We start from the raw sequence: 14340 nt of genomic DNA, 5'->3' as shown, positions 1-14340 counted from the left end.
TCACCGCTAGAGGGCGAGCGAACCGAACCGGCGCGGATACCAGAGCTTCAAAAACGTGCGCCGCGGAACAACCACGGCACCCAGATCGCTCTTGTACTTCATGTAGGGATGCCCCAGATTCCAAAAGCGCAACCCGGCCTTTTGCAGATGCCGGCCCAGCAGGACCAGCTGCAGTGTTCCCCAGCTGCTGTAGCGCCGTTCGGCACTGTGGAACCCCGAGAGGCTCGTATAGACGTTGTTGGCCGTAATGTAACCGATCTCGCCGGCAACGAGGGTACCGGTCCCCTCGTCGAACAGCTCCACGCTAAAGAGCCTGAAAGCTTCACTGCTGTTCGCATTCAGACGCCGCATCAGCGTCTCGTACTTCCCGACCATCCAACATGCGTCATGCGAGGCCTGTATCCCGCGGACAACGTCGTCGAATGCCGTGTTGAACGCGAGCCGGTAGTTCGCCCCCCGCAGCAGTTTCGCCACCTTTTTGCTGACATGCATCTCATCGAAACGCAGCAGCGCGTACGCCCGCTGGATCTCCCCCAGCAGAAGCTGGCTGCCGCCATACTCCAGCGACACGCTGATGAAGCCGGCATTGGCGAGCGCAAGGTACATCGCCTCGGAAAAATCGTCGCTCCAGTAGTAGTCGTGCTCCATGTCGCGGTAGATCTTCTCAAGGAACCGGAGATCCCAGAGATCTTTGCGGTCAATCCGGTAAACCATCACATACCGCCTTTGTCAACTGCTCCGGGCACTTTCTCATCCGTACTCTCATCGGCTACAACATACTCCGCACGCCGATCGCATACCAGAGGATGATCAGGTTCAGAAAGAAGATCCCCAGCGAACTCCCCCGCGAGAGGAACTGCTGCCATTTCGTCCGGCTGATCATGTGCGTTTTGAAGGCGATCACTAAATGAACAAACGTTAACATCGTCAAAACGATGACCAGGTAGACCTTGTGGTGCATCATCTGCGACAGTTCCGAGTCGTAGGCGTATTTGAAGACCTCGTGGAAACCGTGGTGCAGATAGAGCAGCGTCCCCGTCACCCAGAGCGAGACCAGCCAGAAGACCTCGAACCAGCCGTAGATGGGCCCCAGATGCTCATAGGTCTGCCGCTGGGCCTCTTTGTCGCGCAGCAAGACGCCCAGCGCGAAAAGCAGCAGCGACCCGCCGATCCATGCCGTTGCGGAAAGAATATGAACATATAAAATAAAATGCATACTGGATTGTAGACTATCCGGGGTAAAAAAGAGGATGTTCAGGCCAAAGAGGGCCCGAACAAGTAGAAGTTAAAAGTCGCCTTTGGCGGCACGCTCCGGAATCTCTTCCATCGCTTTTTTGACAGAGAGAGCCATCGTGAGCATATCGGCCGGGAGCGGGTGGCCGCCGTGGATCGCCAGCGTCATGTCCATCGCCACAAGGAAGCGCTCACCGCTGCCGTATTCGACCAGCATAATGCGGCACGGCATGAATCCGCCGTACCAGCGGGAGTAGTTCAGGAACACCTTCGCGATTGGAAGGCTGCAGAGCGAGAAGATGCGCGCATGCTTGATTTCAGTCGCCGCGGCGTCATCTTTCGTATACATTTTGACGTCACCCGTGATACGCATGTTGTACTCTTCGGCCAGTGCCTTGATCAGTTCCGCCGCATCGTCGTTCGTGACTTCATCACTGATCTTCCACTCTTTCATCATGGCCCGCGCTGCATCCCCGTTTTCCAGGATGTTGCCGAACATCTTCATATACGCCGGAAGGGCACCGCCGTCAAGCTGCTGTACTTTGCCGCCGAACATCGCGTATCCGCCGATCACCGCGACCAGTGTCACGGCACCGATCAGTGCCAGTATGTTTTTGAACATTATTATCTCCTTGTGAACGTTTGAAAGGCGGCATTGTACAGAAAAAGTCGGCATTTAAGCAACAGCCGCTGATAAAAAAAAGGGGGAAATCGTTAATGATAGGAGGGGGGAGAGGGGCCGGGCCCCTCGTCATGTCGTCAGATCGGCAGAACGCGGATCTTGTCGGAGAGCTTCTCTTTGAGGGCCGCTTCAATGGCATAGAGCGTTCCCGTACTGGAGCTCGCACAGCCGGAGCAGGCACCGAGGTAGCGGATATAAACGTCAATGTACTCTTCGCCGTCCTTGACGTCGATGACTTCCATGTTCCCGCCGTCCATGATGAGGAACTGGCGGATGTTGTCGTCGACGACCGCGTCGATCGCCTTGATCTTCTGGACCAGGGTCATCGCTTCGAAATCGCCGCCGAGACCGGCTTCGGCCGCCGCTTTCATCTTTTCTTCGTCCATCTCGCGGCGGACGTCGGCGAGGATGTCGACGAGATAGTATTCGCGCGCCTCGTGGCCGCCCGGCTTGATACAGCTTTTACAGAAGCCGCCCGCTTTCGTATAGTCGGTAACCTGCTCGACCGTACTCAGGTCGTTGAGCTTGATCACCTCTTTGAGGGTCGAGAGGCTGACGCGGGCACATTCGCAGACGATGATCTCCTCTTCGAAGCTCTCCGCGTCGACGCCCTTGTAGAGTCCGGCCGCTTTCTTGATGACGTCGTACGCCATGACCGAACAGTGCATCTTCTGCGGCGGAACGGCCGGTACGTCCGGCGTATCGCGCAGCGCCATCTCGACGTCGATGTTGGTGATCTTGACCGCTTCGTCGACCGTCTTGCCCAGACAGAGCTGCGTCATCATATCGGAACTGGCGATCGCCGTCCCGCAGCCGAAGCTCTTGAACTTGGAGTTCTCGATGACGTCGGTCTCCGGGTTGACTTCCCAGTAGAGGCGTACGGCGTCACCGCAGCTCTCCGCACCGAAGTCCGCGACGATCAGCTTGTTGCCGTTCGCGGCCGCTTCCTCTTCCGTGATCTCCCCCTGGTGCTGGGGGTTGTTCATCAGTGTCGTTACCTTGTTGGAGTATTCATCCCACAGGGATGCGCCAAACAGATCATTCTTTGCCATAATGGTTTCCTTCTCTCTCTAATTCTCAGTGCATTTCACACGCAGTGGCTTCACCGCCGGGCGTCGGTTTGACTTTGGCGTATGAGCTGGAGATCGAGCGCAGACGCTCGACAGCCGTTTTGAAGTGATCGATCACGTAATCGACCTCTTCGTCCGTCGTATAGCGGCTAAGGCTCAGGCGGATACCGGTGTGGGCCAGTTCGTGGTCCGCACCGATCGCGAGCATTACCGTGTTGGCTTCGAGGTCCTCGGAGGCGCACGCCGAACCGGTGGAAGCACCGATCGCCGCGTTGTTGAGGTCCCACAGCATCCCTTCGCCCTCGACCCCGCGGATGGAGATGAGGATCGTGTTCGGAGTACGGTGGTCGCGTTCACCGACCGTAAAGGTGTCGGGAATGAGCTTCAGCAGCGCATCTTCGAGGCGGTCGCGCTTAGCGCTGATGCTGGCCATCTTCTCTTCGATATTCACTGTCGCCATTTCCAGTGCCTTGCCCATCCCGACAATGTAGGGGACGTTCAGGGTGCCAGAACGGCGGCCGCCCATGTGCTCGCCGCCGTTGAGCAGCGGGGAGAGGGCCTGTCCGTTACGGATATAGAGTGCCCCGATCCCTTTCGGGCCGTGGAACTTGTGTGCGGACATCGACATGAAGTCGACATGGACCGCCTGGACATCGACGGGGATCTTGCCGACGGCCTGGACGCCGTCGGTATGGAAGAGCACGCCCTTCTCTTTACAGATCTCTCCGATCTCTTTGATCGGGAAGATCATTCCCGTCTCGTTGTTTGCCCACATCACGGAGACCAGCGCCGTCTTGTCCGTAATGAAGCTGCGCAGCATCTGGGCATCGACGACGCCCTGCTCGTTGACCGGGAGGTAGGTTACATTGACGCCCTGCTCCTCCAGGAACTTACAGGTGGAAAGGACGGAGGGGTGCTCCACCTCTGTGGTGATGATATGGTTCTTCTCCCCGTGCAGGATCTTGTCGATCCAGACGGATTTGAGTACCCAGTTGTTCGATTCGGTTGCGCAGGACGTAAAGACGATATCGTCGTCGTCCGACGCGCTGATCGCTGCGTAGACCTGGTCGATCGCTCTCGCGATCGCCGGATGGGACGCAGTGCCGAATTTATGCAGCGAGTTCGGGTTTCCGTACTGCTCGCTGAAAAATGGAAGCATTGCTTCGACGACCGCCGGGTCTACCATGGTCGTCGCATTGTTGTCCATATATACTTGCATCGCTCTTCCTCAATTCACATGTTATTTTGATAACAATTTTAAAAAAGACAAAATTTGTCCTCTTTGTGTGGTGAGATATTAGATCATCTGTCGTTAGATATCCCTTAATCAATTTCAATACTTAAAAAAGCTTAAGAAGTTGCTAGCGCCGAAATCTAAGAGTCGTGTTAATGTAATTAAGGTAGAATTGCGAAATTTTTCTCCGTATTGCCGCATGGGCTGAGCCGGAAGAAACAGAAGATAAAGGTAAGAGATCACCATGGAAATGAGCACCAACAAAATCAACGCAGCCAATGCCGAAATCAGCGCGACGGTCACCGCCGGCGACCTGGACAAGCACTTCGACAACATGGCCAAAGAGCTGAGCAAGCAAGCAAACATCCCGGGATTCCGCAAAGGAAAAGTCCCCGTATCCGCCGTCAAGAAACAGTATGGCGAACGCCTTATGCAAGACGCTGAAAGCCAGGCGGTCCGCGAAGCCCTGAACATCGGTCTGGATGCCCTCAAGATCGCTGCCGATGCCCTGATCGGTGAGCCGCAGTTCTCCAAGTTCGACAAGAAAGAGGACGGTACGATCGAAATGACGATCAAGGTCGCAATGCGCCCCGAGTTCGACCTCGGCGACTATCAGGCCAAGGTTCCCGATTTCAAAGCGCCGAAGATCACTGCCAAAGCGGTCACCGACCGTATCCAGGAGATCGCCAAAGCGCAGGCGCCTTTCGTTGACATCGAAGAGGACCGCGCGGTTGAAGACGGCGACACTGCCGTCATCGACTTTGAAGGCTTCGTCGACGGTGAAGCGTTTGAAGGCGGCAAAGCCGAAGAGTTCCCGCTCAACATCGGCAGCGGCCAGTTCATCCCGGGCTTCGAAGATCAGGTCATCGGCATGAAAGCGGGCGACGAGAAGATGATCGACGTCACATTCCCGGAGAGCTACGGCAGCGAAAAACTGGCCGGCAAACCGGCACAGTTCAAGGTGAAACTGCACAAGATCCAGACAAAAGAGAAGGTCCGCATGGACGCCAAGCTTGCCAAGCAGCTGCTGCCGGGTGAAGAGGACGCGACGATAGATATGGTCAAAGAGCAGGTCCAGAAACAGCTCGAGAACGAAGAGCGCGGCAAGCTCTTCAACGAGAAACTCAAGCCGGAACTCCTCGAGGCCTTCGTCGCCGCATACAACTTCGACCTGCCGGAGTTCGTCGTCGAGCAGGAGATGGACATGGCGCTGAACAACAAAGCGCGCGAAATGAGCGAAGAGGAGCTCGCGGCACTGCGCGATGACCAGGAGAAGGTCAAAGAGCTCCGCGAAACCTTCCGCGACGACGCAACCCGCTCCGTCAAGGCAACCTTCATCGTCGATGCCCTCGCCAGAGCCGAAGGCGTCAACGTCAACGAGCAGGAAGTCATGCAGACGATCTACTTCGAAGCGATGCAGACGGGTCAGGACCCGCAGGCGACCTACGACCACTACAGAGAGAGCGGCTACCTGCCGGCGATCCAGATGGCGATGGTTGAAGACAAAGTGCTCAGCGGACTGCTGAACGCAAAAATGGCAACAGCCGAAGAGTAAACCATGAGCTATATTCCGTACGTCATTGAAAAAAGTGCGCGGGGCGAACGCTCTTACGACATCTACTCCCGCCTCCTGAAGGACCGCATCATCATGCTCAGCGGCGAGGTCAATGACGCCGTCGCTTCGACCATCGTCGCTCAGATGCTCTTCCTCGAAGCGGAGGATCCGGATAAAGACATCTACTTCTACATCAACTCCCCCGGCGGTGTCGTCACCTCCGGTATGGCGATCTTCGATACGATGAACTACATCCGTCCCGACGTCGCGACGATCTGTATCGGGCAGGCAGCTTCCATGGGCTCCTTCCTGCTCAGCTCCGGCGCCCAGGGCAAGCGCTTTGCCCTGCCGCACGCGCGCATCATGATCCACCAGCCCCTCGGCGGCGCCCAGGGACAGGCGACGGACATCGAGATCCAGGCCAACGAGATCCTGCGCATGAAAAAAGAGCTCAACGGCATCCTTGCCAAGAACACCGGACAGAGCCTGAAAAAGGTCGAGAAAGATACCGACCGCGACTTCTTCATGAGTGCGGAAGAGGCCAAAGCCTACGGCCTCATCGACGAAGTCCTCGTCAAGAACGCGAAGAAATAAGGCGCATGCAGCTTCCGATCGTCACCTACCCGGACAAACGCCTCAAACAGCTCTCCGAGCCTGTTGAGCGTTTCGACGAAGCCCTCCATACCTTCCTGGACGATATGTACGATACGATGATCGCCTCCAACGGGATCGGCCTCGCGGCCATCCAGGTCGCCAAACCCCTCCAGGTCCTCATCATCAACCTCCCCGACGAGCAGGGCGAACAGGACAAGTCGGAACTGCTGGAGATCATCAACCCGCAGATCGTGCTCAGCGACGGCACGACCTTCTACCAGGAGGGGTGTCTCAGCGTGCCGGGCTTCTACGAGGACGTCGAACGCTTTGAGACGGTCACCGTCAGTTACCAAGACCGTCACGGCAACGAGCAGGTCCTCGAAGCCGACGGCCTGCTCAGCGTCGCCGTCCAGCACGAGATGGACCACCTCGCCGGCAAGCTCTTTATTGAAAAGCTCACCTACACTCGCCGCAAGAAATTCGAGAAAGAGTACAAGCGGATTCAAAAAGAGAAGAAGAACGGCTAACGACACCTCCTTTCCCAGGTGCCAGGTCGCCCCAAACATCTTTTCATTCAACTTTTCCCTCCTTGATATTGTCTTCATCACTCATACCATGGCACACAGCATCACTACACCACACACGAATACTCGCTCTTTTACTAAAACGCTAAACAACAATTAATGTTTTTATAAATTTTATATGGATACCATTCTTCCTGACCTATGGGAGTATTGTCATGAAACAGCTCAAATGTGCCACCCTCGAAGGCATCGACGCACTTCCGGTCACGGTCGAGTCCACGCTGACACGCGGTCTTCCCTCCTTCACCGTCGTCGGCCTGGCCTCCTCCTCAATATCCGAGGCGCGGGAGCGGGTCAAAAGCGCTCTACTGGCAAACGACTTCACCTTCCCGCCCAAACGCATCACGATCAATCTCAGTCCCAGCGACATCGAGAAACACGGCAGCCAGTTCGACCTCGCCATGGCCCTCCTGATCGCCCTAGACAGTTCCGAACGGGACTTCCCGGAGTGGTACGCTTTCGGAGAGCTGGGTCTTGACGGCACGGTCAAGGAGAACCTCATGCTCTATCCGCTGATTCTCTCCCTGGCCAACAGGGGACTGCTGCGCAATGCCCTCGTCCCGATGGAGGCCCTCGATAAACTCTCCAACATTCCCGGGATCACCTTTGTCGGTGCCGGAACGCTTAAAGACGCCATCGCCTTTTTCAAAGAGGAGGAGCATGCAAACATCCGGCCGGCAGCACCGAAACCCATCCCGTTTCCCCATCAGACGTTTCAGGATGTCCGCTACTATTATCAGAAACACTATCCCGAGGACTTCGGGGAGATTCGCGGCCAGGAGGTGGCGAAACGCGCCGCGCTCATCAGTGCGTGCGGCATGCACAACCTTCTCCTCGAAGGAAGCCCCGGTTCCGGGAAGTCGATGATTGCCAAACGGCTGCGCCATATCCTGCCGCCTATGACCGACGGCGAGCTCCTTGACATCGCCAAACTCGACGTGCTGGAAGGGAGAGCGCCCCACTTCACGCCGCTGCGCCCTTTCAGGGCTCCACACCACAGCGGTACCTCCGCCTCCATTTTCGGTGGCGGCTGTCATTTCCAACTAATTATGCTACTTTCCAAATAATTATGCTACTACTTTTTTGAAGAAAGAAATTTCAATCAAAAGGGAGGAACCCATATTTTGCACAGATTGCAAAACAAATATAGTGTTAAGACACGGTAATTAAAAAAATATCAAATAGGCTAATAAATATTCTTTTTTATTTCTTGCTAATATACTAATGATATCATGGATTAATTTTAATAAATAAGATCACACAATACACAACGGTAATGATGGTGCTTCTGGATTTTTCAATCTCATCTTGACGATCAAAGGTATTCTCATATGCTTAAAATGATATTCGGGTTACTCTTGCTATTGCCAACTGCACTCTTTTCTGTATCTGATACGCAGGAGGGTTATGAAAACTGCGCCTGCGATGCACCACGATATTGGTATCTGTATTCAAAAGATTCTGGAGTATCTGATCAGACTCAACATTGCAGTTATTCTACTCCCTGCTCATTGCTAGAAGATACGAGTCGATATTACTGTGACAAATATTATAAAAATTGGCAGACGCACCATTACGTATTTAAATACAGCAAAAAATGGACTACAACCCAATATGTAAACTATTATGACAACCATTACGCCAACGAGTTTTATCAATGCCTACTATGCAATGAAAGTGACATCCCCTTTCCTGTTCAAGAGAGCAATGCCACTTATTCTACTCCGTGGAGAAGCGATACACTTGATGCGCCAGCATCACACCAGCAATGTATTGACAGCAACGGTACGATAGAAAGCGGCAAACTCACATGCGTCAATTATGAACGGTGTAAACTGCCTGCCGTGTGCGACGAAACTCAAGCAAACTTTCCAGCCAAAGGCGACAATGAGGAGATCCTTTACCAATGGTCTGGCGTCGATAATAATCTAACGACGGCTTGTGAAGATCTTAATGGGTCAGTTCAGACGGCAAATACACCCTGTGAAGATCTCCACCGCTGTGTCAAGAAGACAGACGAGGACCAACCTATATGCGATGAGTCCATCAGTTCATATGTTTCCCCGCGCGACACCACCTTCCACGAGGAGATCGCGATCAGCGGTTCCGAGTATGGTCTGCACTACTCCTCAGGAGACATTGATGAGAACCGCAGCCGAACCGTCGCCTACGGCTGGAGCCTGAACGGTCACGCGGTTTTCTCCGGAGACAAACTCTATCTGGACAGCACCATCTACGCGGTCGACACCCCCGTCCAGGAGAACGGCAATCTTGTCGTAAAACTTGGAACGCATGAATACCTGTTTGATGCCGAAGGCAAACATGTACTGACACGCGATGCCTACACCAAACAGACAATCTCCTCCTTCCTTTATGATGGTCAGGGTCTGCTTACTACCGTGACAGACGCTTTCAGTCAAACGACGACACTCAACAGGGACGCCAACGGCACCGTCATAAGCGTTACGGCTCCGCACGGTCAGAGTACCTACCTAAACGTAGACGCGAACGGGGATCTGACGGAAGTGCAGTACGAAGATCTGTCGTCCTATGGCTTCACGTATGAGAACCATCTCATGACCCAGGAGACCGAACCAAACGGGAACAGCTTCCTCCACATCTTCGACAGCAATGGGAAAGTTGTCAAAGTTGTTGATGCCGAGCAGGGAGAGTGGCTCTTCGGCCAAAGCAGCGGAGCAACAGCCCTTGACATCAATGTCACCAGGGCTGCCGGCGACGCCGTCGCCTATAAAAAGCATTACCTGGCGAACGGTCTCCTTGTCACGGAAAAGTTCCTCCCTTCCGGCGACACCGTTCTTTACGAGAATGCCGTTGACGACACCCTTTCAAGCACGACAATGTGCAGCGAGAAGACGACCAGTACCTACCTGACGGCAAACGGAGTGCTCGTCAAGGATCCTGCGGAAGGGCGTAGGATCCTTGCTTCCACGACACGGACGGAACCAAGCGGACTCTCCATGCAGACAGCATATACCGCCAGTTACACGATGGACGGAGACAGCGTCTCAAAAGTGGTGCGGACAGCGACAACGAACGGGGCTACGGTAACGAACGAACGTGATTACAGCGGTTCCACCCAGACGACTGTTTCGGCCGAAGGCATCACTTCCAGCCAGACCTATGATGCGGCCAACCGCCTGATGCTCTCCTCGCAGTTGGGCAACCTACTGCCGGTACAGTACGGCTATGACAATGAAGGTAGACTGACCACCGTCACGCAAGGTACCAGAACCACAACGTATGTCTATAATGCGGACGGCCACCTCGACTCAGTCATCGATCCTGACGGACTCACAACGGGCTATGCCTACGACCTCCTTGGCAGACGTACGCAGATCACCCACCCCAACTTGCATACGACAGACTTCCAGTATGACGCCAATGGAAATATGATCGTCCTCACCACGCCGATACCGAGAGACCACTCCTTTAGCTATAACGGCGTCAACAAGCGTGACTCCTATACCTCTCCGCTGGGTAAGGCGACCGCTTACATCTACGACAAGCAAAGAAGGCTGATCACGCTCATGAAGCCGAGCGGCAAGACGGTTGTTACAACGTATAGCGGCGGTCGGGTATCGCAGGTGCAAACACCTGAAGGAAACACAACGTATGGCTACGACTGCGGCGACAATCCTTCCACTGTCATGCGCGGCAGTGAGCAGATCGATTACGGTTACGACGGTGCGCTTGTCACCTCCATCGCCCAAAGCGGCGTGCTAAACCAGACGATGAGCTTGGGCTACAACAGCGACTTTAGAGTCGAGAGCTTCACCTATGCTGGTGCCAGCGAGTCTTATGTCTATAACGGGGATGGCCAACCGACACAGATCGGCGGCGCCCAAATGACATACAGCCCCGAGAATGGCTTGCTTACATCCGTGAACAGTGGTGATATTCACTTCGATCTTCAGATGACCTATAATGATTACGGCGAAACCGATACATCCACTATCAAAGGAACCGGAGTCTATCGATATAACTACCAGATATTGCAGCGTTCACCCGCGGGTAAGATCACCCAGCGCCTTGAGGGTTCAGAAGTGAATCCACTCGCCTTGTATGAATATAAATATAACTCCCTCGGTCGTTTGATTGAAGCAAAAGATCTTTATTCAGGCTCTGTCGAGTCGTATGTATATGATGCCAACGGCAACCGGCAAAGCGCGACGATCAACGGTGTGACGACAACAGCGAACTTCACCCTGGATGACCAGGTGGTCGTCTACGGTCAGAACACATATGCCTATGACGATGATGGTTACCTCTCAGAGAAGACGACGCCGGAAGGAACGACGACGTACGAATACGGCACACTCGGCGAACTCATAAAGGTCGTCAAGCCTGACGGCACGGTGATCGAATACCTTCAGAATGCCAATAACCAGCGTGTCGCCAAAAAGATCAACGGACAGATCGTCGAGAAATACCTCTGGAAGGACCTGACGACGCTCCTGGCGGTCTATGACGGCAATGACAACCTGATCAGCCGGTTCGAATACGCAGCCGGACGGATGCCCTACAAGATGACGACGGGAAGCGGCAAGGTCTTCTACCTGGCATACGACCAGGTGGGGACATTCAAATACGCCTATGAGAAACCTCTCTTCTTATTCCTTGGTGATCGCAAAGCCGTCAAGTACGACACCTACGGGAATATCCTTTCAGATAGCAACCCTGATGTCAAGGTGCCCTTCGGATTCGCCGGAGGCCTCTACGATCCGGATACCAAGCTGACCCGCTTTGGCTACCGCGACTATGATGCCTATACCGGCAAGTGGATGGCGAAGGATCCGATTGGGTTTGCAGGTGGGGACACCAACCTTTATGGGTATGTCCTCGGGGATCCAGCTAATTTTATTGACCCAACTGGCAAATTTGCCTTCTTAATACCACTTTTCCCAACGATAGGTGTGGCAGTTTTGGGCATAGGTTATTCGATCTTAAACCCACCACCAGCGTTTCATCCGGTAGCTTGGGATGACTCATGGGAGAACAATTCCCCCTATTGTGCCAATGACGATAAAATGTTAAGTCCTGGTGAAATTGAAAGATTAAAAAGGGGTGGAATCCACCCACATGATTTAAAAGAAAATTCACGCCAGGATTTGTACAAAAAAAAGAATGGTGATATCGTAGTTAAACGTAAAGGCGGCAAAGGCCCAGGCGAACCAACTGGTCTAAATATCAATGATTTTTGAGGTGGTAAATATGTATAAAAACGAAGTAATTGTGCGCTTAATAATATCTGGAGCGTTAAATGATATAAGTGAAATTGCTGAAAAAATCCATGCGACAAAAATATGGAAAGTTGGTGATCTAAAAAATGAAAAAGGTACAATAGAATATAAAACTAATGGTTGTGAGTTTTCTATTCAGAAGAAAGATATTTTGCATGTAGATAGCATTTTGCATGACCTAATACTACATCTCACACCTCAACAAGAGGGCGTCCTGTCTTCTCTAGATACGGAAAAAAAGCTAAGTATTGTTGTGTACTCAAATGATTTGATGCCAAGTTTTTCATTTACTAAAGAAAGTCTAGAGTTTCTGTGTTCAATCAATGCAGAATTGGATCTGGACATTTATTGCATGAAAGAGTGATTGTTTTACAAACTATGACAACAAGGCTTATCCCGCCTTCTAAAGTGGGATTTACTAATATATGATTTACTGGTTTAAACTGGTATCCTTGAAAAGCGATGCTTAGCAAAAAAAAATATGTTGTTGAGTCCTGACGACGTGGAGATTGACATTGACAAGCCTCATAACCCTATATATGAGAACTCCAAATCATAGGTATACCGACAACCCGTTACGACTATTCAACACGACTAGGATTGATGCGATTGACGTTTCTGATTGTTACCACTAAATGAGTTACGGGTACAACATCTCGTATGCATTTATAGCAATTCTCTAAATTGTCGAAATGATTAATGAAGAGATATAATCCTCTAGCTCCAGTCCATTCTCATTGCTTTTTCGTTCCGCGATCTGTAATGCTTTCTTCGAAAGAAGTTGAGTTAGATTCTGCTTTCTATCGTATTCTTCCAATTTCTGTTTCAATACTTCATTGGCATGCTTTTCTTGCCGTAACTCCAGATACAACTCTAGTGCAAGTACGGCTTTTCTTGGCACTTCTCCCGTTTTAGCCCAATTGTTTTCAATACTGCCTTTCGAATAGCCCAATTTTGATGCGATCCCACCCACATCAATCTCATGCTTTTCTAGTAACTGTAAGAATTCGGTATATGTCACTGAACACGTTCCCAATATAATTCATAGCAATGATACAATATATTATCAAATAAATACATATTTTATTTACATTCATATTCCATAATTCCTAATTTATTACCCATATATATATATTTTATTGTACAATATCAATATTTTATTTGATTGTACCTCAACTTGATTGGATACAATTATAGTTAGGATAGTTGCATGAAAACACAGCCTACTTTTTACAGACAACGATTACTTTTGTCACTGATACATGCATTCAAAAGACCACTCTCCAAATTAGATCTACAAAAACTACTTTTTTTGTTTGTTGAAGAAGTTCAAACTAGTAAGAAAAAGGCATATGAATTCGTCCCATACCATTATGGCTGCTACTCATTCCAGGCTAACGCTGATTTAAGAACCCTGCACAATTATGCTTTCATTCAAATCAACGATGAAGAGAACCTGATCAATGGTCTAGAAAGCGAAGGCAATTCGTTAAGTGGCCTGAAAGAGAAAGATAAACACGCAATTTTGTCATTTGCCAGCAAATATGAAGATCTGTCAGGCAATGACCTTATTGCATACGTTTATAAGAACTATCCGTACTACACATTGCATAGTAAAATCGCCCATAAGTTCTTGGAAAAAAGATATCAAAAAGAGCCAAAGTTGATTGATGATGGTGTAATGCTATTCACCATTGGGTATGAGGGAATTACCTTCGAACATTACGTCAACCTTCTTATCAATAATGACATCAAAGTACTTTGTGATGTCAGAAAAAACCCCTTCAGCATGAAGTTCGGATTTTCAAAGCACATGCTTAAGAGTACACTTGAAAAAATTGGTATTCGATATCTTCACCTCCCCGAGCTTGGGATAGAGTCTGAAAATAGGCAAGAACTTAATGACATTAGCGACTATCAAATGCTTTTCGCAGACTACCAACGCGAGACTATTCCATCAGATGTAGCACAAAATGCTCTCAAATACATTAATGATATTGCCTCTAATGAAAAAATTGCTTTGACCTGCTTTGAAAAAGATATTGAGTATTGCCATCGAGGGGTGATTGCTGAAAATTTGAAAAAAATGTTTGGACTTGGATATAATAATATTTCATAGGTAATCAT

The 14340-nt window shown here is 51.1% G+C and carries 13 protein-coding genes; 7 read left to right on the top strand and 6 right to left on the bottom strand.

Features of this window, described 5'->3' with window-relative positions; translation table 11 throughout:
* Positions 1-6: 6 nt before the first annotated feature.
* From LOH54_RS01225 to LOH54_RS01205, 5 genes are all read right to left on the bottom strand, one after another.
* The gene (locus LOH54_RS01225; protein ID WP_231019828.1) at positions 7-714 is read right to left on the bottom strand and encodes a GNAT family N-acetyltransferase; all 708 of its coding nucleotides are present in this window, start codon (positions 712-714) and stop codon (positions 7-9) included.
* A 55-nt stretch (positions 715-769) separates the two neighbouring features.
* Positions 770-1216, bottom strand: coding sequence for a hypothetical protein (locus tag LOH54_RS01220; protein ID WP_231019825.1), 447 nt, complete (start codon positions 1214-1216; stop codon positions 770-772).
* A gap of 69 nt (positions 1217-1285) precedes the next feature.
* Positions 1286-1855, bottom strand: coding sequence for a DUF302 domain-containing protein (locus LOH54_RS01215; RefSeq protein ID WP_231019823.1), 570 nt, complete (start codon positions 1853-1855; stop codon positions 1286-1288).
* A gap of 137 nt (positions 1856-1992) precedes the next feature.
* Positions 1993-2967 carry an iron-sulfur cluster assembly scaffold protein gene (locus LOH54_RS01210; RefSeq protein ID WP_231019822.1) on the bottom strand — a complete coding sequence of 325 codons (975 nt, stop codon included), beginning with the start codon at positions 2965-2967 and terminating at the stop codon, positions 1993-1995.
* A 25-nt stretch (positions 2968-2992) separates the two neighbouring features.
* Entirely contained in the window at positions 2993-4204 is a 1212-nt protein-coding gene (locus tag LOH54_RS01205) for a NifS family cysteine desulfurase (RefSeq protein WP_231019820.1), read from the bottom strand.
* A gap of 259 nt (positions 4205-4463) precedes the next feature.
* Between LOH54_RS01205 and tig the strand changes: the two genes are divergently transcribed.
* The 6 genes from tig to LOH54_RS01175 all read left to right on the top strand — a co-directional run bounded on the left by tig (position 4464) and on the right by LOH54_RS01175 (position 12577).
* On the top strand, positions 4464-5774 hold the full coding sequence (tig, locus tag LOH54_RS01200; RefSeq protein ID WP_231019817.1) for a trigger factor: 1311 nt from the start codon (positions 4464-4466) through the stop codon (positions 5772-5774).
* A gap of 3 nt (positions 5775-5777) precedes the next feature.
* On the top strand, positions 5778-6368 hold the full coding sequence (gene clpP, locus LOH54_RS01195) for an ATP-dependent Clp endopeptidase proteolytic subunit ClpP (RefSeq protein ID WP_231019816.1): 591 nt from the start codon (positions 5778-5780) through the stop codon (positions 6366-6368).
* A 5-nt stretch (positions 6369-6373) separates the two neighbouring features.
* Positions 6374-6895 carry a peptide deformylase gene (def, locus tag LOH54_RS01190; RefSeq protein WP_231019814.1) on the top strand — a complete coding sequence of 174 codons (522 nt, stop codon included), beginning with the start codon at positions 6374-6376 and terminating at the stop codon, positions 6893-6895.
* Between the two features lie 212 nt (positions 6896-7107).
* Positions 7108-8019, top strand: a complete 912-nt coding sequence (locus LOH54_RS01185) for a magnesium chelatase domain-containing protein (protein WP_231019812.1) — start codon at positions 7108-7110, stop codon at positions 8017-8019.
* Positions 8020-8283: 264 nt separating this feature from the next.
* Positions 8284-12174, top strand: a complete 3891-nt coding sequence (locus tag LOH54_RS01180) for a polymorphic toxin type 33 domain-containing protein (protein ID WP_231019809.1) — start codon at positions 8284-8286, stop codon at positions 12172-12174.
* A 10-nt stretch (positions 12175-12184) separates the two neighbouring features.
* Positions 12185-12577: a DUF4279 domain-containing protein gene (locus LOH54_RS01175; RefSeq protein ID WP_231019807.1), complete on the top strand. Its 393-nt coding sequence runs from the start codon at positions 12185-12187 to the stop codon at positions 12575-12577.
* 315 nt (positions 12578-12892) lie between these two features.
* Here LOH54_RS01175 and LOH54_RS01170 read toward each other — a convergent pair whose 3' ends face one another.
* Complete coding sequence (locus tag LOH54_RS01170) at positions 12893-13234, bottom strand: hypothetical protein (protein ID WP_231019805.1); 342 nt, start codon at positions 13232-13234, stop codon at positions 12893-12895.
* A 189-nt stretch (positions 13235-13423) separates the two neighbouring features.
* Between LOH54_RS01170 and LOH54_RS01165 the strand changes: the two genes are divergently transcribed.
* Entirely contained in the window at positions 13424-14332 is a 909-nt protein-coding gene (locus LOH54_RS01165) for a DUF488 domain-containing protein (RefSeq protein ID WP_231019803.1), read from the top strand.
* Positions 14333-14340 lie beyond the last annotated feature (8 nt).

Origin of the sequence: Sulfurimonas sp. HSL-3221 (assembly GCF_021044585.1) — a bacterium.
Lineage (GTDB): Bacteria > Campylobacterota > Campylobacteria > Campylobacterales > Sulfurimonadaceae > Thiomicrolovo > Thiomicrolovo sulfuroxydans.
The sequence above is the reverse complement of the archived record's forward strand: the minus strand, read 5'-3'. Positions and strand labels throughout refer to the sequence as shown.